This window comes from Arthrobacter sp. zg-Y1143 (genome assembly GCF_030125565.1).
Taxonomy (GTDB): domain Bacteria; phylum Actinomycetota; class Actinomycetes; order Actinomycetales; family Micrococcaceae; genus Arthrobacter_B.
Map to the genome: position 1 here is coordinate 563,224 of NZ_JASKLW010000001.1, position 19,443 is coordinate 582,666.

20 protein-coding genes and 1 other RNA gene are annotated in these 19,443 nt (G+C 66.1%); 8 read left to right on the top strand and 13 right to left on the bottom strand.

Annotated elements, in window-relative coordinates; translation table 11 throughout:
* Positions 1 to 24: 24 nt before the first annotated feature.
* From QNN98_RS02880 to QNN98_RS02890, 3 genes are read right to left on the bottom strand one after another with little or no spacing between them, the layout of a single operon-like run.
* Positions 25 to 894, bottom strand: coding sequence for an acyl-CoA thioesterase (locus QNN98_RS02880; RefSeq protein ID WP_227911870.1), 870 nt, complete (start codon positions 892 to 894; stop codon positions 25 to 27).
* On the bottom strand, positions 891 to 1,361 hold the full coding sequence (locus QNN98_RS02885) for a cupin domain-containing protein (protein ID WP_227911869.1): 471 nt from the start codon (positions 1,359 to 1,361) through the stop codon (positions 891 to 893). Before QNN98_RS02885 ends, QNN98_RS02880 begins: the two co-directional genes overlap by 4 nt.
* A 43-nt stretch (positions 1,362 to 1,404) precedes the next feature.
* Positions 1,405 to 2,262 (bottom strand): fumarylacetoacetate hydrolase family protein, encoded by an 858-nt coding sequence (locus tag QNN98_RS02890; protein ID WP_283996210.1) that lies wholly within the window; start codon positions 2,260 to 2,262, stop codon positions 1,405 to 1,407.
* Positions 2,263 to 2,423: 161 nt separating this feature from the next.
* Here QNN98_RS02890 and QNN98_RS02895 point away from each other — a divergent pair, with 161 nt between their 5' ends.
* Positions 2,424 to 2,825, top strand: coding sequence for a RidA family protein (locus QNN98_RS02895; protein ID WP_227911867.1), 402 nt, complete (start codon positions 2,424 to 2,426; stop codon positions 2,823 to 2,825).
* Positions 2,826 to 2,841: 16 nt separating this feature from the next.
* Here the strand turns inward: QNN98_RS02895 and QNN98_RS02900 are convergent, their stop codons facing one another.
* Positions 2,842 to 3,708, bottom strand: a complete 867-nt coding sequence (locus QNN98_RS02900; protein ID WP_283996211.1) for a PaaX family transcriptional regulator — start codon at positions 3,706 to 3,708, stop codon at positions 2,842 to 2,844.
* Positions 3,709 to 3,913: 205 nt separating this feature from the next.
* Here QNN98_RS02900 and ssrA point away from each other — a divergent pair.
* The 3 genes from ssrA (at position 3,914) to QNN98_RS02915 (ending at position 5,897) form a co-directional block, all read left to right on the top strand.
* Positions 3,914 to 4,283, top strand: a transfer-messenger RNA (tmRNA) gene (ssrA, locus tag QNN98_RS02905).
* Between the two features lie 163 nt (positions 4,284 to 4,446).
* Positions 4,447 to 5,490, top strand: coding sequence for a glucose 1-dehydrogenase (locus QNN98_RS02910; protein WP_283996212.1), 1,044 nt, complete (start codon positions 4,447 to 4,449; stop codon positions 5,488 to 5,490).
* Positions 5,491 to 5,588: 98 nt separating this feature from the next.
* Complete coding sequence (locus QNN98_RS02915) at positions 5,589 to 5,897, top strand: Rv3202a family protein (RefSeq protein WP_283996213.1); 309 nt, start codon at positions 5,589 to 5,591, stop codon at positions 5,895 to 5,897.
* 6 nt (positions 5,898 to 5,903) lie between these two features.
* On the opposite strand, the gene QNN98_RS02920 is transcribed toward QNN98_RS02915, so the two are convergent.
* Complete coding sequence (locus QNN98_RS02920; RefSeq protein WP_283996214.1) at positions 5,904 to 6,536, bottom strand: hypothetical protein; 633 nt, start codon at positions 6,534 to 6,536, stop codon at positions 5,904 to 5,906.
* 279 nt (positions 6,537 to 6,815) lie between these two features.
* On the opposite strand from QNN98_RS02920, the gene QNN98_RS02925 reads away from it, so the two are divergent.
* Entirely contained in the window at positions 6,816 to 7,613 is a 798-nt protein-coding gene (locus QNN98_RS02925; RefSeq protein WP_227911862.1) for a trimeric intracellular cation channel family protein, read from the top strand.
* Positions 7,614 to 7,708: 95 nt separating this feature from the next.
* Positions 7,709 to 9,088, top strand: coding sequence for an NAD-dependent succinate-semialdehyde dehydrogenase (locus QNN98_RS02930; RefSeq protein ID WP_227911861.1), 1,380 nt, complete (start codon positions 7,709 to 7,711; stop codon positions 9,086 to 9,088).
* Between the two features lie 7 nt (positions 9,089 to 9,095).
* Here the strand turns inward: QNN98_RS02930 and QNN98_RS02935 are convergent, their stop codons facing one another.
* From QNN98_RS02935 to QNN98_RS02955, 5 genes are all read right to left on the bottom strand, one after another.
* Positions 9,096 to 9,587 carry a GtrA family protein gene (locus tag QNN98_RS02935; RefSeq protein ID WP_227925592.1) on the bottom strand — a complete coding sequence of 164 codons (492 nt, stop codon included), beginning with the start codon at positions 9,585 to 9,587 and terminating at the stop codon, positions 9,096 to 9,098.
* A gap of 139 nt (positions 9,588 to 9,726) precedes the next feature.
* On the bottom strand, positions 9,727 to 11,289 hold the full coding sequence (locus QNN98_RS02940; protein WP_227925590.1) for a PAS domain-containing sensor histidine kinase: 1,563 nt from the start codon (positions 11,287 to 11,289) through the stop codon (positions 9,727 to 9,729).
* Positions 11,290 to 11,295: 6 nt separating this feature from the next.
* Positions 11,296 to 12,075, bottom strand: a complete 780-nt coding sequence (locus QNN98_RS02945; RefSeq protein WP_349643200.1) for an alpha/beta fold hydrolase — start codon at positions 12,073 to 12,075, stop codon at positions 11,296 to 11,298.
* 125 nt (positions 12,076 to 12,200) lie between these two features.
* The gene (locus QNN98_RS02950; RefSeq protein ID WP_283996216.1) at positions 12,201 to 12,440 is read right to left on the bottom strand and encodes a hypothetical protein; all 240 of its coding nucleotides are present in this window, start codon (positions 12,438 to 12,440) and stop codon (positions 12,201 to 12,203) included.
* A gap of 197 nt (positions 12,441 to 12,637) precedes the next feature.
* Positions 12,638 to 13,171 (bottom strand): dihydrofolate reductase family protein, encoded by a 534-nt coding sequence (locus QNN98_RS02955; RefSeq protein ID WP_283996217.1) that lies wholly within the window; start codon positions 13,169 to 13,171, stop codon positions 12,638 to 12,640.
* A 198-nt stretch (positions 13,172 to 13,369) separates the two neighbouring features.
* Here QNN98_RS02955 and QNN98_RS02960 point away from each other — a divergent pair, with 198 nt between their 5' ends.
* Positions 13,370 to 15,163 carry a thiamine pyrophosphate-requiring protein gene (locus QNN98_RS02960; RefSeq protein ID WP_283996218.1) on the top strand — a complete coding sequence of 598 codons (1,794 nt, stop codon included), beginning with the start codon at positions 13,370 to 13,372 and terminating at the stop codon, positions 15,161 to 15,163.
* A gap of 132 nt (positions 15,164 to 15,295) precedes the next feature.
* On the opposite strand, the gene QNN98_RS02965 is transcribed toward QNN98_RS02960, so the two are convergent.
* The 3 genes from QNN98_RS02965 to QNN98_RS02975 all read right to left on the bottom strand — a co-directional run bounded on the left by QNN98_RS02965 (position 15,296) and on the right by QNN98_RS02975 (position 18,277).
* The gene (locus QNN98_RS02965) at positions 15,296 to 16,582 is read right to left on the bottom strand and encodes an ammonium transporter (RefSeq protein ID WP_227911854.1); all 1,287 of its coding nucleotides are present in this window, start codon (positions 16,580 to 16,582) and stop codon (positions 15,296 to 15,298) included.
* A gap of 234 nt (positions 16,583 to 16,816) precedes the next feature.
* Positions 16,817 to 17,413 carry an HdeD family acid-resistance protein gene (locus QNN98_RS02970; protein ID WP_227911853.1) on the bottom strand — a complete coding sequence of 199 codons (597 nt, stop codon included), beginning with the start codon at positions 17,411 to 17,413 and terminating at the stop codon, positions 16,817 to 16,819.
* Positions 17,414 to 17,572: 159 nt separating this feature from the next.
* On the bottom strand, positions 17,573 to 18,277 hold the full coding sequence (locus QNN98_RS02975; protein WP_227911852.1) for a phosphoribosyltransferase: 705 nt from the start codon (positions 18,275 to 18,277) through the stop codon (positions 17,573 to 17,575).
* Positions 18,278 to 18,388: 111 nt separating this feature from the next.
* On the opposite strand from QNN98_RS02975, the gene QNN98_RS02980 reads away from it, so the two are divergent.
* Complete coding sequence (locus QNN98_RS02980) at positions 18,389 to 19,141, top strand: SDR family NAD(P)-dependent oxidoreductase (protein WP_229958045.1); 753 nt, start codon at positions 18,389 to 18,391, stop codon at positions 19,139 to 19,141.
* Positions 19,142 to 19,443 lie beyond the last annotated feature (302 nt).

Genomic DNA, 19,443 nt, shown 5'->3' on the forward strand with positions numbered 1-19,443 from the left:
CTGGGCTGGTGTCCCTGGGATGGGTTAGGAGCGGGGACCGCGGATCATGCCCTCCTGGGCCACCGTGGCCAGCAGGGTTCCGTCCCGGGTGAAGAACCGGCCCGCTGCCAGCCCCCGGTTGTTTTGGGAGGAAACGGCGTCCTGGGCGTAGAGCACCCAGTCATCGACCCGGCCGTCACGGTGGAACCACATGGCGTGGTCCAGGCTTGCGGTGGTCAACCCGGGGGTTGCCCAGGCCAGTCCGTGGGCCCGGAGCAGGGGTTCCAGGATGGTGTAGTCACAGACATAGGCCAGGGCCGCACGCTGGATCGCCGGATCATCGGGGAGTTCCGAGAAAGCCTTGACCCACACGGCCTGGTGGGCGGTGACGCCGCTGCCGGTTTCCAGGTACAGCGGTCCCGGAACATGGCGCATGTCGAAGCTGCGGCCGGCCGACCAGTAGCGGGCGTCGTCGCCGTCGTGGCCGTCCAGCACGTCGGCGGCGCTGGCGAGGGACTCAGGATCCACGCCTGCGTACGACGCCGGCAGGTCCGGCTCATACTCCGGGCCGTCTTCGGGCACGTGGAAGGACCCGAGTGCTGCGTAGACCGGCTTTCCGTTCTGGTAGCCCCGCACCTGCCGCGTGGAGTAGCCGCGCCCGTCGCGCAGGAGCTCCACCTCGTACCGGACCGGAATCCCCACATCCACCGGCCGCAGGAAGTAGCTGTGCATGGAGTGCAGCCGGCGGTCCGCGGCGGCTGACTGCATCATGGCCAGCGCACCCTGCGCCACCATGTCCCCGCCGTAGGCCTTGGGCCAGGGAACGTACTGGGGCATGGCGGTGTAGGCCTGGTCAAAGATCTCCGCCACGGTGGGCTTGAGCTCGATGGCCTGCAGGAAGGTATCCGAGTTCACGAGCGGCGGTATCCGTCCAGCGTTTCGTCCGGCACGTCGTCCAGGTTGACCACAATGTTTTCCGGGGTCCGCGCGGTGAGCCAGACGAGCTCCTCTGTGACCGACATGTTGGCCTCCACATGGGGCATGAAGGGGGGCACGAAGACCCAGTCTCCGGCTTTCATATCCAGGTACTCGGAGTAGTCCGCACCGAAATAGATGCGTCCGTGGCCGCGGAGGACATAGCCGCCGGTTTCCGCTTCGCCGTGGTGATGCGGGAGCGACCGGTAACCGGGCACATTGGATACCTGCCCGAACCAGATTTTGGTGGCCGGAGTGTGCTGGATGCTTACGCCGGAGACCCGGACGCAGTCCCCGGACTGGGCGGTGTTGGTGTCTTCCTCCCCGGCCCGCGTCACCACGGGCACCACCTGCCCGTCGGGGCCGGCATAAACGGAGTTGTCTCCTTCGACGCTGTACGCGGTCATGATTTTCCTTTCCTGGCACCGTGGGTGCCGGTGGGTGGATGCTCTAGGCGGTGACCCGGGAGGAGACCCGGATGTGGTTTTCCAGCCGGCCGATCCCGCCCACCTCGGTGGTGAGGACATCGCCGTCGGACAGATAGCGGGGAGGATTCATGCCCATGCCCACTCCGCCGGGGGTCCCGGTGAGGACAATGTCGCCCGGACGCAGCTCGGTGAAGGTGGAAATATAGGAGAGCAGGCGGGCGGCGCTGAAGACCAGGCTGGCCGTATTGCCGTGCTGCATGCGCTCGCCGTTGAGGTAGCAGCTGACTTCCACTCCGGCCTCCGGGTCCAGTTCATCGGCGGTGACGAGCACCGGCCCCAGGGGCGTGCTCCGGTCAAAGGCCTTGCCCTGGAACCACTGCAGTGTCCGGTTCTGCCAGTCCCGCATGGAGATATCATTCGCCGCGGTGTAGCCGGCAATTCCTGCTGCTGCTTCAGCCTCGTCGGCATGGCGGAGCGCGGTTCCCACCACTACTGCAAGTTCGCCCTCCCAATCCACGCTTTCGCTGCCGCTGATGTCCAGGTCCGCGAAGGGGTCGGTGAGGGTGTCCGCGAATTTCGCGAAGAGTGTGGGGAACCGGGGAAGCTCCCGGCCCATTTCCAAGATGTGCTCGCTGTAGTTCAGGCCGCAGCAAATGACCTTGGCCGGCACCGGGAGCGGGTTGAGCAGCGTGGTCCCTTCACGCGGGACGGAACGGGCGACGGCGTCCGGTGCGGCGGCCTGCCGGGTTGCCTCTTCGCGCCATTGGTCCTGCTGAAGCAGGGAGCTGAGGTTTGGTGCGCCCAAGGGGAGGTAGCTTCCGTCCGGCAGCACAACGGCCGCGTTTGTGCCGCCCCCGGCGGCTATGGTTGCCAGCTTCATATGCTCTCCCTGCCTGTGTCTTCCCCGGCCGTGGAAGCAGTCCCGAGGAATATGTCGACTTTGTGACTGGCGTCACGTAGGCTCAATGTAGCACGGTGCAAATGGCTTGAACAGAGGCATTTGCACGCAGGAAAGTGATCCGCTCAGGAGGAAAAACCGCAATGCAGAATAAGGTCATCAACCCCTCTTCGCTGCCCAAACCGTCGGGGTATGCGCACGGCGTGCTGTCGGGGAACACGGTCTATCTGGGCGGGCAGACTGCCCTGGATGCAGAGATGCGGATTGTGGAAGGCGGTGTGGTTGCACAGTTCCGGCAGGCCTTCGGCAATGTGCTGACAACGCTGGCCGAGGCGGGCGGCCGTCCCGAGGATCTGGTATCCGTGACCATTTACCTCACGGATGTGGACGACTACATGGCCAACGGCCGCGAAATCGGCCGTATCTGGCGCGAGATGGCGGGGTCGGAGTATCCGGCGATGGCCGGGATCGGTGTCAGCCGGCTGTGGCAGAAGGAAGCGGTCATCGAGATCCAGGGCGTCGCCGTAATCCAGGACCGGGACTAGCCGGAACGAGCCGGAACTAGGGAACGTCGTCGATGACGGCGGTCGCGTGCTCTTCGGCCAGCGGACCCAGAACGGAGTGCAGCCGGGAAAAGAGGTCGTGTGCCTCCAGCGCATTCCAGTCCTTGGAGAGCAGCTCCACCGGCAGCCCCGGGTCCAGGTACGGGAGCCGGCGCCATTCGGTGAGCAGTAGCAAGTGGTCCACGAACGCGCGGGCCATGCGGTCCGCAACGGGCTGCCCGCCGTCGAGCCAGCGTTCCAGCAGCGGTTGCTGGAGGCGGATGAACTCGGCGTACTGAAGTTCGAGCGCCGGCAGGTCCCACCACTGCGCCACATTGGCCCGCATGTCACTGCTGCCAACGTGGTCGGCGAGGAAAAACTCCAGGTACTGGCCCATACCGCGGTTTTCGAAGTAGGACAGAACCGAGGGACGCAAATGTCCGGGGGCAATCCATAGCCCCGGGGTGACTGATCCGAAACCCATCCGCACCAGTGAGCTGCGGATCTTGTGCCGGATATTGCGCTGGGATTCAGGGACGGTGAAGGTGGCGAGCAGCCAGGGATCCTCAATGCCGGCGCGGCGGGGATGGAAAATCCTCTCGTCACCTTCGCGGAAGGTGTCCTGCATCCCGGACGACAGGGCGTATCCGCTGCGGCCCTGGACGGTCACACTTTCCAGGACACCCCGCTTCTTCAAGCGTGAGATGGAGGAGCGCACCCCCGCCGGACCGACACCGGCGTCCTGTAGAAGCCGGATGATGGTGGCCACCGGAATGCCTGCTCCCGGGGTCCGGGCATAGAGGCCAAACAGCGTAACGATCAATTGGTGGTGCCGGGGCACCGTGCCTTCCTGCATTTCCGCCGCAGGCGGCACTTCCTTGATCATTCCGTTATGGTACAACGCGCCGGACCTGCGGCTTGACCCCCGGCCGCCGGGCAGCGCAGCATGTACTGCCGGCCCGGAAATCTGCCGCAAACGGCGGGAATCATCCGCGCGCCGTCGTCGTTATACCCAATGCTGGACCGAGAGGGCCGGCAGTTGAGGTAACACGCAGTTGAAGAAACACCGGAAGTACTTGGCAACTGAACACGGGGATGATCGGTTTCGACGATGTTTGTTGAGCCAGGGGAAGCGGGCCGAGAACGCAGAGTTATCTCGTTAACGCTCTCTGCAAAAAAATAAGTGCCAAACCTATGCGCACTGACTTCGCTCTCGCTGCCTAAGCAGCCGGAGTAGTCCGTCAGCCCGGAGTCGCTCTCGCTCCGGATCCTGGCGTCGTTTAGAGGGCCACTGCTGAATACCTCCGCCGTCGGGGTGTTCGGGACTTTATGACGGCTGGGCCCGGATCAGCCACTCGTTTGCAAGATGGCTGGGGCCGAGAAAATCCGACGCATACTGCGCCCGGAGAAGCCCTGACAATACAACACCGGACGGGGGTTCGATTCCCCCCATCTCCACCGTATGGTGCGCCGAGACATCCTTTACGGGTGAGTCGGGTCAACGTTGACACCCCGGTCTTCGGACCGGGGTGTTTTTCTTTGTCCGGCGGCAAGCGCTTCCAACGCCGCGTTGAGCGGGCGCTAATCTGGGGGGAACAAACTCGGTACGCGTGAAGGGACACCCATGCAGGCATTGACCATTACCCCCGGGCAGAAGGATTCGCTGGACCTGGCGGACCTGCCGGAGCCGGAAGCCGCCGAAGGCAGCGTACTGGTGGAAACGCTTGCTGTGGGGCTGTGCGCCACGGACCGGGAAGTGATCGCGGACGAGTTCGGTACTGCTCCCGAGGGCCGGGACTACCTGGTGATGGGCCACGAGAACCTGGGCCGGGTGCTGGAAGCGCCGGAAGGCTCCGGGCTGGCCGCGGGGGACCTGGTGGTGGGGATCGTCCGCCGTCCCTGTGCGGAGAACTGCCGGGCCTGCGCTGCCGGTGAATGGGACATGTGCCATACCGGCAACTACACCGAGCACGGTATCGAAGCCCTGGACGGCTTTGCCCGCGAACGCTGGCGGGGTGAACCGGAGGACATGGTGAAGCTGAAGCCTTCCCTGGAACGCGTGGGCGTGCTGCTGGAACCGGCCACCATCCTGGCCAAGGCATGGGAACAGGTGGACCGGATTGGCAGCCGTGCCTATTTCCGCCCGCACGTGGTCGCCGTGACCGGCGCAGGACCGGTGGGCCTGCTGGCCGCGCTGCTCGGCATCCAGCGCGGAATGGAGGTGCATGTCTTCGACCTGGAAGAAGGCGGGCCCAAGGAAGCCCTCACCAAGGAACTCGGTGCCGTTTTCCACACCGAGTCCCTCGCCGAATCCGGTGTCAGTGCCGATATCACCATCGAGTGCACCGGTGCTCCCGCCGTGATTCGCGAGGTGTTGCAGAACGGCGCCAAAAACTCCGTCACCTGCCTGACCGGAGTCTCCGAGGAAGGCGGTGAAGAGCCTTTGGATCTGGGGGCACTCAACCTGTCCCTGGTGATGGACAACCGGGTGGTCTTCGGAACCATCAACGCCAACCGTCGGCACTACCTCAAGGCGGCGGAGGCACTGGCCAAAGCCGACACATCATGGCTGGACAAGATGATTTCCCGCCGGGTTGCGCTGGCCGACTACGAGCAGGCCTTCGAAGACCGCGACGGCGACATCAAGGTGGTGCTGGACCTGGCCTGATCCGTCCGGGAGGGTATTCAGCGGGGCCGGCTTCAGTGGTAGACAGGAAGAACCAGGGCCGCCCGGCGGCCGCGGCAACCCGCATTGGAGGGACGCTGATGACCAAGGAAACCGACCTTCCCATCATGCCCGGCGGTTCGGACGCCGACCGGGCAGATCAGGACATTCCTACCGTTCCGGGCGCCGGTGACGCCGGCCCGGCCGGGGAAATCCACCGCGACGGTTCAGAGGCGGACGGAATGGAACAGGAAATTCCCACGATCCCCGGGGCGGGCGACGCCGGCCCCAGTGGCCCGGTCTATCCCGAGGGGTCCGAGGCCGACATCCTGGAACAGAAGGCGGAGGTCCCGGTGGATGACGACGGCTATCCGCAGGGATCCGAAGAAGACGATTCAAACGAGCGCTAGCGGGGGTCAGGCACCGTCGGGGTAGTACAAGTCGCTTATGCCGTAGTCGGGATCCAGCGGGGAGCGTTGCATCTGGTGGTCCGCAGGGTGTTCCAGGCAGCTGGTGCGCAGGAAGACCGTGACGAAGTGCCCCGGGTTTGATTCGCCGCGTTCGTAGGTGACCGTGGCGCGAAGGCCTCCGTTGCTCAGCACTATTTCGCGGACAACGCCATCGGTTTCCTCGGAATCTCCGGCCTCGCGGGAGAAGGTCCATCCCTCCTGTTCCAAGGTGGAGACAACTTGCTCCAGTGCCGCGTTGGCTGCGGTGGCGTCCTGCGGCGTCGCGCTCAGTTCCGACATCCAGCTTGTTTGCTTTTGTTGTTCCTTGTTTTCGGGGCGAAGGCAGGAGATTTCCCGCAGTTTGTCGACCGCCAGTTCTCCGGTGCCTCCCGTCCCCTGCTGCAGCAGGGGAACCAGTTTCTCCAGCTCCTGCTGAATGTCCGCGAACTCTTCCGCGGAAAGAGGTGCTGCCGTGGATGTCTCCGTTTCTTGGGATTCTGCCTGCACCGAGGGCGCGCATCCTGCGGCAGCGGCGGTGATCAAAAGTGCCAGTATGACGGCGCCGGAGCGGCCGCGGGACCGTGGAGTCAATTCGCTCACTGTTCCAGGCCTTTCACGCCCAGTTTTCCATTCGCATAACTCCGGGTGCTCTTCGCGGTGTCCTCGATATACAGACTCATGCATCAGTCTGAAACTTCATTTCCATCCCCCTGGACCTGACCGAATGACTGCCCCCGAGTATTGCATGAGTTCCATTTGTGCGGCCATGGGCCGAACTGTCCATACCGCCCTGCTGAGGACGCCCTGGATCCGCCTGGAGCCGCAGACCACCGTAGAATGGACGGCGGCAACACGGCCGGAGGAAACAGCAGGAGCGGCGTGAACTTATTCGACCCGGCGGAGGTTTTCGACGCCGTTGACCTCGCCGGAGTGCTGGCCAACGGGGTGTTGGGCGGAGCCGTGGCACGGCAGCTGCGGATGGACCCGGTGGGCTTCATTGTGCTGGCCCTTACCTCCGCCCTGGGCGGCGGTGTACTCCGCGATACCTTGCTGCAGGCCGGTACACCCGTGGCCCTGACCAACCCCGCCTACCTGTTCACGGCCATTGCCGGTGCTTTCATCGCGTACGCCATTGAACTCAAGGGCAAATGGGCCAACCGCTTCCTGATTGTGATCGACGCCCTCGCACTTGGCTGCTGGGCAGCAACCGGTACCGCCAAGGCCCTGGCCGTGGACCTGGACTGGCTGCCTGCCATCCTGATCGGCGTGGCGACGGCGGTGGGCGGCGGCATGATCCGCGACATTGTGGTGGGGCGCGTCCCTGCAATCTTCGGCGGCAACACCCTGTATGCCACCGGCGCACTGGTGGCGGCCGCCGAAATGGTGGTCCTGTACAGCCTGGGAATGCAGAACGTGGGCATGGGCGTGGCCATCGGCACCTGCGCGGTCCTGTGCATCATGGCCCGGCGCCGCGGCTGGCGGCTGCCCGGCCCGGGCGAGTTCACCGTCAAGCTGCCCCGCCGCACCCGCCCGGCCGAGCGGCAGGCAGCAGGTTGGCCGCGGCCCACACTCCGGCGCCCCCGCCTGAGGCCACGGCCCCGCCCTGCATCCGGGGAAGGCGCCGCGGAAGGAACCGGGCACAAGAACCCGGACCAAGATGACACCGGACGCGAATAACTGCGCTTATTTGCGCTAAAACGCTGATTCCGGACGATTTAGTCCCGAAAAAATCCACTTTTGCAGACTCGCTACGCCGGAGTAGCGTGGCCGTTATGACTGCTTACAAAAGCGTAAATCCCGCCACTGGAGAGACCCTCCAGGAATTCCCCGAAGCCACCGATGCTCAGATCAGCCAGGCCGTCACGTCCGCCCACGAGGCGTACCTCGCCTGGCGCAACGAACCGGTAGCGAGCCGGGCAAAGGTTGTTGCCCGGGTTGCCGAACTGTACCGGGAGCGCGCCGACGAACTGGCCGCACTCATTGCCACGGAAATGGGCAAGCCGCTGACCCAGGCGAAGGGCGAGGTAGCCCTCTCCGCGAACATCTACGAGTACTACGCCACCGAGGGCCCCGGCTTTATGGCCGACGAACAGCTGGCACCCAAGGGCGGCGGCACCGCCGTCGTCCGTACCCTGCCGGTCGGCCCCCTGCTGGGGATCATGCCCTGGAACTTCCCCTACTACCAGGTGGCCCGCTTCGCCGGCCCCAACCTGGTGCTGGGCAACACGGTGCTGCTCAAGCACGCCAACAACTGCCCGCAGTCCGCGCTGGCCATGGCACAGATCTTCGCCGACGCCGGCGTGCCCGAAGGTGCCTACATCAACCTGTTTGCCACCAATGAGCAGGCCGCGGACATCATCGCCGACCCGCGTATCCAGGGTGTATCCCTGACCGGCAGCGAACGGGCAGGCGCCGCCGTTGCCGAGGTGGCCGGCCGGAACCTGAAGAAGTACGTGCTGGAACTGGGCGGCAGCGATCCGTTCATTGTCCTGGACAGCCCGGACCTGGATGCCACCGTCAAGGCGGCCGTGGCCGGCCGCATGAACAACGCCGGGCAGGCCTGCAACGCCGCCAAGCGGTTCATTGTGATGGAGGACATCTACGAGGAGTTCGTGGAGAAGTTCACCGCAGGGATGGCGGCCATGGAACCCGGCGACCCGCTGGATCCGGAAACCCGGTTCGGCCCGCTTTCCTCGCAGGCCGCAGCGGACGGGCTGGTGGAACAGATCCGCAACGCCGTTGAGCAGGGGGCAACGCTGCGCACCGGCGGCGGACACATCGACGGCCCCGGCGCTTACGTGCAGCCCACCGTGCTCACCGACGTCACCCCGGACATGCGGGCCTTCTCCGAGGAGCTGTTCGGACCGGCCGCCGTCATCTACAAGGTGGCCAGCGCGGATGAGGCCGTGGAGCTGGCCAACAACTCACCGTTCGGCCTGGGCGGCACCGTCTTCAGCGCAGATGAGGACAAGGCACTGGAGGTGGCGGACCAGCTGGAAAGCGGCATGGTCTGGATCAACGGCACCGCCAGCACCCAGCCTGACCTGCCCTTCGGCGGCGTCAAGCGGTCCGGCGTCGGCCGCGAGCTGGGCCGCTACGGCATGGACGAGTTCGTCAACAAGAAGCTGGTCCGCACCCCGGCCAAGCGCTGAGGACGGACTAGGCCGCGCGGGTGCTTTCCGGTTCCGCGCTTTCGGGCTCCGGCCGGGAAGCATCCGCGTGGTCGCTGGGTCCGTTGAACACCACGTAGCGGTAGGCGAAGTACCGGAAGATGTTGCCAAGGGCTATGCCGACGATGTTGCCGGAGATGTTGTCCGCGAACTGGCTGCGGTAGCCCAGGACGTAGTGGGAGACGTACAGGCAGCCGGTGGCGATGAACAGGCCCACCAGGTTCGTCAGGCCGAAAAGCAGGGATTCGGTGCGGATGCTGCGGGTGCGCAGCTTGCGGAAGGTGATGTAGCGGCTGCCCAGCCAGGAGACGGTGGTCGCTGCCAGGACGGAAATGGTCTTGGCCAGGATGGGGCTGTCCTGGATCAGGGTGGAGGAGAGGATGTTGAACAAACTCACATCCACCACGAAGGCCACGGCTCCCACAGCCGAGAAGGAGCCGAGGCGGCGGGCGATCGCGCGCACCTTGTTGGTTTTAGCCATTACCGAATCCGTTCAACGCGTTCGCACCGGGACGCAGCTTCCTGCCCAAGCCGTGCAATCACGCAGGTGTGGGACTTTTACCTTCGGATGATTGCACACCGTGCATTTGGCCGCAAAATCGGGTCAAACGCAAGCGGAATCAGGGCAGTGTGACCGTAAAGACAGTTCCCTTGCCGGCTTCGCTCTCCATGGCGATGGTGCCCCCGTGCTCCTCCACAATGCGCTTGGTGATGACCAGACCCAGCCCCACGCCGGGGATCTGCGCGCGGCGGGCGGTGCCGGAGCGGAAGAATTTGGTAAATACCTCCGCCTGCTCGGCTTCGGTCATGCCGATGCCGCAGTCGGCCACCTGCAAAATGGTGGCGCCCGCGTCAGTGCGCCAGGCGCGGATCGTCACCTGGCCGCCGTCGGGCGAGTACTTGACGGCGTTGGAGAGCAGGTTGTCCAGCACCTGCGAGATGCGCTTGGGATCCACCATGGCCGGCAGGGACTCCGGGACCTGGGCGATCAGCTCGACGGCGTTGATTTCAGCCCGCGGCTCGGCGGAAGTGATGCAGGAGCGGATCAGTTCGCTGAGGTCGGTGACTTCCTGCTCCACGCTGGTGGACCCCGCAGCGGCGGAAAGCAGGTCGGAAACCAGATGCAGGAGCTTCTCCGAGTTCCGCTGGGCGACCTTCAGGGAGGACGCCACATAGGACGGAATGGAATCTTCTTCGTCCAGCGCCAGCTCCAGGTAACCCATGATCGAAGTCAACGGGGTACGCAGCTCGTGTGAAACGTTGGCCACGAAGTCGTCCTTGGCTGCCACGGCGTTGACCAGGCCGGTGACATCGCTGTAGGCGATCACCGAGCCCCGGAACGCGTCGTCGTCGCCCTTCATGGACCGGGCAGATACGCTCAGGGCCTTCTGTTCCTCGCCCTCGCCGTACCAGACCAGCTGGTCCGAGAAGGACTGTCCGCGGCCCGCGCGCTGCACGGGACGCTGCTCCAGCGGGACCGGCGTAGAGCGGTCGGGGCCGAAAATCAGCATTTCACCCTCGGTCGGACGCTTGGTGAAGTAGGGGGCGGCCAAACGCTCATGCAGGCGCTGGCGCGAGTTGGTCAGGATCCGCCGTCCGTCCTCGTCAATAACCACCACACCCACCCGGACCGTGTCCAGGATGGTCTCCAGCATGGATTCCTTGCGCAGGCTCTCCAGCAGCGAAGCCTGCAGCACCACGTCCTTTTCCTGCAGCACCACGGCCTGGGCGGTGAGGCTCGCTTCCGCCGCAGCACGGGCAGACTCGGCGTCCTCGGCCGTGCGCAGCGCCGAGATCAGGTCCCGTTCGTACAACCGGCGCTCGTGCGCGTAAAACGCGACAATCTGGTCAAGGGCGGGCCGGTCGCCGGCTGCCGGCGTGCGGGTGGCGGAAAGCAGTACCGGAATGCGCTGGCCTCCGGGTCCCATGAGGTCGACGGCGAGTTCCGCGAACGCCTTGTTCATCCCCAGCTGGGGCATGGCGTGCGTGGTGTAGACAATCCGGTCACCCACCGGCAGCAGCTTCAGCAGGCTGGTGCCGCGCAGCTCCTCAATGGATTTACCGATCCATTTGAGCACCATGGCGTTGGCGGACACCACGGTGCCGTCTTCCAGGGTGAGGATGTGCCCGGCGGGTGCGTTGTTGAACAGTTCCTCGTAGTCGAGCGGGAAAAGCCGGTCCACCGCGGGCTACTTTGGCTGCTGGAGGAAGTCGAGGATGATGTCTGCGGTCTCGTCGGGGGCGCTGACGTGGGGAAGGTGCCCGGTGGCCTTCATCTGCACCAGGGTGCTCTGCGGCATCCCGTCACGGAGGTACCGGCCCACGTGCTCGGGGCAGAGCAGGTCCGAGGAGGCCTGCATGATCAGGGCCGGAACGGCAACCCGGGCCAGGAGGTGGCGGACGTCGGAGAGGAACGCCACCCGGGCGAACTGGCGGGCGATGGTTGGGTTCACCCGGCAGAAGCTGCCCTCCAGCTTGGCGCCGAGGGCGGGAGTTTCCGGGTTGCCCATAATGACCGGCGCCATGTTTGCCGCCCAGACCAGGTAGTTGGCGTCCAGGGACTCCAGCAGATCATCGAGGTCGGCCCGGCTGAAGCCGCCTTCATAGCCTTCCTCCGGGTGGTCCATGTAACTGGGGGACGGGGCCACGAGAACGACCCGGCCCAGCCGTGCGGGTGCTGCGGCGGCGGCAGCAATAGCCATCATGGCGCTTACGCTGTGGCCGATAAACGTGACGTCCTGCAGGTCCAGTTCCTCGCACAGTTCCAGGACGTCATCCACATAGCCGTCCAGGCTGGAGTACTTGGCCGGAGAATAAGCAGCGGCATCGGAATTGCCGGCGCCCACGTGGTCGAAGACAACCACTTTGTACTCATCCGTGAAGCGGGGAAGAACGCCCTCCCACATGCCCTGGTCGCAGCCGAATCCGTGGGCGAAAAGCAGTACCGGGCCGTCGGCGCGTCCCAGCACTCGAACATTGTTCCGAGTGCGGATATCAGTTGTCATGTACGTTTGCGCCTGCTTTTCTTCTGATGCAATGTCCGCCCCTGCCCCACAGCGGATTCAACTGCACACTTTACAGGTTCCCGGCAGCTTTAGACGCCATATTGGTTCCGTTCGGAAATGCGTTTAGCGTGCAGCTCCGCCGGGGATTTCCGATCTTCAGGCCACTGGTTATCCGCGGCTTCCCGGGCAACCCGGATGGTGGCTATCCATCCCCACACACTCGTGGTTTTTCCGACGTAGCCGGGCCCGTACCAGCGTTCCTGCCCGGCGTCGTTGGGCTGAGCATCCCCGGTCACCTGCAGGCTTCCACCACCTGCAAACATGCCCAAGCGCCCGACGGCGACTGTACGGGAACAATGTCGCCCACCTCGAGCGCGGTGGCGGTGTGCGGGGAAAAGGGAAAGGTCCGGGCCGGCATGCTGCCATGGGGGCGCGGAGGTGCGTAATTCGAATTGCGCAAAACACGGGAATTCCTGTTTTTGGTACTGGAGGTCGATGGCCTCAATTGCTGCTGCGATCCTGCTCCTTAGCCCACGGCAAAGCGGAGTTCGGCCGCCCCGCCGTTGAACTGGGTGGTGGCCACCAGGTGCATGGGCGGGGTGGGGCCGTCCACCGGCAGCAGCCGCCGGCCGTTGCCCAGGGCAACGGGCATATAGGTCACCCACAGTTCGTCCAGCAGCCCGGCGTCGGCAAACTGGGCCGCCACATTGCCGCCGCCCACCAGCCAGACGTCGCGTTCACCGGCAGCATCCCGGGCTGCGGCAAGCACCTCGCGCACGTCGCCGGACGCGAACCGCACGTCGGCCTGCGGGGGAGCGGACTCTTCCCGGCTGGTGAGCACCCAGCACGGCTGCCGGTAGGACCAGTTGTCCGGTTCCTCCGTGCGCAGCCAGCGGTAGGTTTCCCCGCCCATCACCACCGCCCCCACGCCGGCAATGAACCGGTCATAGTGCGCCTGGAACGCTTCGAAACCGAACTGCAGCAGCCAGTCCAGGCTGTTGTCCTCGGTAGCGATGAAGCCATCCAGGGACGAGGCGACGTAATAGATGACCTTGGGCATGCCGAAAGACTACCGGCGCCCCCGCAGTGCCGGGCAGTGGACGGTCCCAAACGGTAGCCCCGGGCACCGGATTGCGCCCGCCTTCCGGCGCGCTCCGCCAGCTTCTGGGATAGGTTGAGAAGCACGCACCATAAGCAGCCTGACTATTTTGGATCCGGCCGGCGGACGGCACCGGGCGGGACGCGGAAGGAAGAACATATGAGCGAGCGGCTCGTAGCTGACCTGATTGTCGACCGGTTGAAGGCCTGGGACGTCCAGCGGGTGTTCGGGTACAGCGGAGACGGCATCAACACCGTGCTGGGAGCCATGCGCCGCAGCGGGGACCCCGAGTTCATCCAGGTCCGGCATGAGGAAAACGCCGCCTTTATGGCCGTGGGGCACGCCAAGTACACCGGCGGCGTGGGCGTGGTGATGTCCACCCAGGGGCCGGGGGCCATCCATCTGCTCAACGGACTGTACGACGCCCGGCTGGACGGGGTGCCCGTGGTGGCCATTGTCGGCCAGCAGTCCCGCAGCGTCCTGGGGTCCTCCTACATGCAGGAGGTGGACCTGATGAACCTGACCCGGGACGTGGCCTCGGCCTTCCGGCAGCAGATCAATTCCCCCGAACAGGTTCCGCTGGTGCTGGACCGCGCCTTCAAGAAGGCCCTGGCCACCGGCACCCCCGCCGTCGTCATCATTCCGCATGACGTGCAGCAGGCGCCGGCGCCGGAACTGGAGCAGGAGCACGGCATCCTGGACACCGTCCCAGTGTTCCGCCCGGCCCGCATCCAGCCGCTCGAAGCGGATGTGCGCGCCGCCGCGGACCTGATCAATGCTGGAGAAAAGGTGGCGCTGCTGGTGGGGCAGGGCGCCCGGCATGCCCGCGCCCAGGTGGCTGCCCTGGCCGAAAAGATAGGCGCCGGCATCACCACCAGCCTGCTGGGCAAGCCGTACGTGGATGAAACCGCGCCGCTGGCTGCCGGCACCATGGGCCATCTGGGCACCGCCTCCGCAGGGTACGTGCTGAACAACTGCGACACGCTGCTGATCATCGGCTCCAATGACCCGTGGACCGAGTTCTATCCGACGCCCGGATCCGCCCGCGCCGTGCAGATTGACCGGGACGCCTCGGCCATCGGCAACCGCTATCCGGTGGAGGTAGGCATTACCGGAGACGCCGGTCCAACACTGGATGCCCTGCTTCCGCTGCTGGACGCCAAACCCGACGCACCGTGGCGCGGCAAGGTGGAGGAAAGCGTACGCCGCTGGCACGAACTGGCCCGCGTCCGCGCCATGACCGAAGCGGACCCAGTGAACCCCGAACGTGTGGTCTATGAGCTGAACCGGCGGCTGCCGGCCAACGCGCAGGTGGCTATCGACGTCGGCAGTTCGGTCTACTGGTACGCCCGGCATCTGCAGCTTCCCGAAGGCGTGCCGGCGCACCTGTCCAGCACCTTGGCAAGCATGGGCTGCGCGGTGCCGTACGGCCTGGCCGCCAAGCTCGCCGCCCCGGACCGTCCCGTGGTGGCGCTCTCCGGTGACGGCGCCATGCAGATGGCCGGGGTGGCCGAACTGATCACCCTGAGCAGGCTATGGCAGAAGTGGGAGGACCCGCGGTTTGTCATCTGCGTGCTGAACAACCGGGAGCTGGCCGAGGTGACCTGGGAGCAGCGGGAAATGGAGGGTGACCCGCGGTTTGAGGACAGCCAGTCGCTGCCGGACTTCAAATACGCCGAATACGCGAAGCTGCTCGGCCTGGAAAGCATCCGGGCGGAGGATCCGGAACTGCTGGGAGAAGCCTGGGACGTGGCGCTCGCGGCCAAGCGCCCGTTCCTGATCGAGGTTGTCACCGATCCAGCCGTGCCGCTGCTGCCGCCCTTCCCGGCCGGTGCGGCGCAGGCGGAAACCATGAAGGACGGACTGGACCAGGAAGGCGCCGCCGGTGAACACTCCCGCCGGATGCTGGAAATCTACCTGGCCCAGGAAGAGGGCTTGTACGGGGACCTCTGAGGCCTGGCGCTAGGCCCGGCGCTCCGCCCGTTGCTGAGCCCGTTGCTGCGAAGGCCCCGATAACGGAACGGGCGCACCCGGCCGGGTGCGCCCGTTCCTCCTTTCGGCGGACCGGACCTGCCTTCGAGGGGGCTAGGAGCGGGTCGGCGCGCCGAGTTCCACGGGTTCTTCGTCATTGAGGTAGGCGGATTCGGAGTGGGCAATCAGGTCAATGCCCTTGAGCTCGCTCTCCTCCGGGATGCGCAGGCCAATGGTCAGCTGCAGCACCTTGGCAATAAGCCACGTGACCGCGAACGAATAGGCCAGCACCGCGAGGCAGGCCACGGCCTGGATGCCCAGGAGCGAGAAACCGCCGCCGTAGAACAGGCCGCTGACCCCGTTGGGGGCGGCGTCCGTGGCGAACAGGCCGATCAGCAGGGTGCCGAGCAGGCCGCCGACAGCGTGGACACCCACCACGTCCAGGGAGTCGTCAAAGCCGAGCCGGAACTTCAGCTCGATGGCCAGCGAGCAGACCAGTCCCGCAATAGCGCCGATGGCCACGGCGCCCAGCGGGCTGACCGCGCCGCAGGCCGGGGTGATGGCCACCAGTGCTGAGATCAGGCCCGACGCCGCGCCCAGGCTGGAGGACCGGCCCAGCCGCATGCGTTCCATCAGGGCCCAGCCGAGCAGTCCCGCGGCAGCCGCGACGGCAGTATTAAGGAATACAACCGCGGCGGAATGTCCGGCGCTTAGGGCGGATCCGGCGTTGAAGCCGTACCAGCCGATCCATAGCAGGCTGGCCCCCAACAGGATCAGCGGGCGGCTGTGCGGCTGGCCATGGCTGTGCGGCCAGCCCTTGCTGCGGCCCAGGACCAGGGCCAGGGCCAGGGCGGCCACCCCGGCGTTCAGGTGCACGGCGGTGCCGCCGGCAAAGTCGATGGCGCCCAGCTGGTTGGCGATCCAGCCGCCCACCACGGTGCCGTCCTCGTTGTCGAAGGCGAAGACCCAGTGCGCGAGGGGGAAGTAAACCAATGTGGCCCATAGTCCGGCAAAGACCATCCACGCACCGAACTTCATCCGGCCGGCGGCGGAACCGGCCACCAGGGCGGTGGTGACGCAGGCGAACATCAGCTGGAAGGCGGCAAACAGCGCCAGGGGAATGGACGCTGCCGGGTCCTCGGTGAGCAGCGCGGAAAGGCCGAAGAACTCTGCCGGGTTACCCAGCAGGCCCAGGCCCCCGAGCGAATCGCCAAACGCTGCGGAATACCCGTACAGCACCCATAGGACGGCCACCAGGCTGGCTCCGCCGAAGCACATCATCATCATGTTCAGGATCCGCCGTGAACCCACCATGCCGCCGTAGAAAAAGGCGATCCCGGGGATCATCAGGCAGACCAGTGCCGAACTGGCCAGCAGCCAGGCCGTGTTTCCAGAGTCCATGGAGGTACTCCCGTTCGGGTCGGGGGCCCGGGTCTGCATGGGCGCTGCGTCAACAGGGCCGGGCAACAGCCGGGCGGGGGATGATGGACGGATCAGCCCCCCGGTACTGACCGGCGCCCCCGGTGGATGCGGGGCACTGATTCCATGGTGGTGCCGGGATGTTACGAACGGGAGCGCCGCCGGGTTAGCGCTGTGTTAACGCTGGCTGGGCACCTGCTGGGAGCTTGCTGAACGTCAGGCGTTGCGGGGCATGCCGCGGCCGAAGGTGAAGGCCCGGACAATCTGGATGATGCCCAGCACCACCAGGAAGATCCCTCCGTAGATCACCAGGACAGCCAGGGATTCCACCGGGATAAAGAGGACCACAATACCGGCGAGGATGCTCAGGACACCGAGCACAATGGCGAACCAGCGGGAGCCCCCGCGGTCGGACTCGGCCAGGCTCATAACGCCTTCCACAATCCAGGCAATACCTATGACCAGGGCCAGCGCGGTCAGGGATGCAGCGGGATTGCGGATGGCGATCACACCCACGGCCACCAGGGCCAGCCCCACCAGGATGTTCAGGATCTTCAGCCCCGGGCCCAGTCCGGTGAAGACGCCCAGCAGGATGCGGATGGCGCCGGCCACCACAAAGTAGAGGCCAAAGAGGACAGCCAGGACCTCAAGGGTTGCCCCGGGCCAGAACAGGACCAGCAGGCCCAGGACCACCGAGACCACCCCGATGGTCGCCAGTCCGAGGCGGATCCCGCGGATAGCGGATTTGGCCAGGGTGAGGGCGTCCAACGCGAACCCGCCCTCTTGATGGAAAGCGCTGCCTGATGTGGACATCAAGACCTCCTGAGAGTTTCCCCCAAGCGGCTCCGGCAAATACCGGCCTGTCCAGTATCTGCCGCGGGCCGCGCCTTTCTCTAGGGAAGGCTGTCGGAACCGGTCAGCACGGCCCGGATCATGCCGGCGACGGCGGCCATGCCCTCTTTATTGGGATAGTCAGGACAGGCCCGGTGCCCCTGGCATGCCAAGCAGTTCGCGCACCTGCGCGTCGGTGGTCTGCGGGAAGGAGCGGTAGGCAAGTCCGACGGCAGGCAGTCCGCTGGGCGCCCACGGCACCACGACGTCGTCGGCCCCGAATGCGGGCAGCTCTGCGGCACCGCCGCAGGACATCGGCGCCGCAGCCACCAGCCGGGCAGGGTCCAGCTGCCGCACGGCGCCCAGCGCGGCGCGCATGGTGGCCCCGGTGGCGATGCCGTCATCCACCACAATGACCGTGCTGCCCCGCAGCCGGCGGGGCGGGGCACCCTGCCGGAACAGCTCCTCCCGCCGCCTCACCTCGGCCAGCTGCTCGCCCGAAGCTGCGTCGAACAGCGCCTCGGCCTCCGGATCGCGGGTCCGCCAGTACGCCAGGACATCCTCGTTGCGCACCATGCTGGTCACCCCCGCAATTCCCGCCACCGCTCCGGCCGCCAGCTCCGGCTGCGGCGGATATCCGACCTTGCGCACCACCACCACGTCCAGGGCGGCTCCCAGGCTGCGGGCCACTTCGGCTGCCACCGGGACCCCGCCGCGCGGCAGTCCCAGCACCAGCAGATCCGTGCTGCCCGCATACCCGGCCAGCGCCGCGGCGAGCTGGCGTCCGGCGTCGGCCCGGTCCTGCCAGCCCGGGCGGGGATTGTGCTGCTGAGGGGGATCCGGCATAACCAGCCATTTTCCGGAAAGGGGATGGTCCTTTCACGCTAGGCGCGGACGCAGCCGGCCGGTAGGGGCCCTCGTTGCCAAAGCCGCGCCGGGCATAGCAAAGTGGCCGGTATGACGCAGACCGCAGTAATTACAGGAGCAACATCGGGTATCGGGGCCGAGTTCGCCCGCCAACTGGCCGAGCGGGGCTACAACCTCGTGCTGACGGGACGGAACACCGAACGGCTGGAGGCCTCCGCCGCTGAACTGGCCCGGCGGTACTCCGTCAAAACCGAGTACCTCGGCGCCGACTTGTCCACCGACGACGGTGTGGCCGCCGTCGCCGCGCGTGTGCGGGAACCGGACGTGCGCGTGCTGGTGAACAACGCCGGCTACGGACTGAAGAACGACTTCGCGCACAACAGCCTGGACGCCGAAGTGGACCACCTCAATGTGCTGGTCACCGCACCGCTGAAGCTGAGCCACACCGCGCTGAACAGCATGCAGGCCGGCGGGGGCGGACGGATCATCAACGTGGCCTCGCTGGCCGGCTTCCTGCCGCGGGGAACGTACAGCGCCGCGAAGGCCTGGGTCATCAACTTCAGCCGCTGGGCCAACATTTACTACAAGGACCGCGGGATCACCGTGACGGCGGTATGCCCGGGGTTTGTGCACACCGAATTCCACCAGCGCATGCAGATGGACAAGACGGTCTACCCGGGCTGGATGTGGCTGCAGCCCGAACGCGTGGTGCGGGAGGGGCTGGCCGCAGCCTTTGCCGGCAAGGGAGTGTCGATTCCGTCCAAGCGGTACCGGGCGCTCGCCGCGGTCAGCGGTCTCGCCCCGCAGGGGATGGTGGCCCGGATCGCGGGCCGGGGCAGGTAACCGGAGGCGGACGACGACGCGCGGAGCGGGGCCGGGGGGCGGCTTGGGGTTCGTTGGGTGGGCCGGTGTTGGGGAAGCGGTTTTCCCACGCTCTGGTGCTGGTGGGACGGGTGTTTCCCCACGCGGCGCAGCAGTAACACTTCGTGGGAAATTGGATGCGGCAGGAAAGGCAGGGCGGGACACCCACCCAGACCGGCAACGCCCGTGACTCGGGACGTCATGCGGGCTGGCCGTTGCCCGGCCACGGGCCTAGGGTGACTGTGCGGTTCCCGGCGGCGCCGCCCCGGCCAGGCGTGACCCGG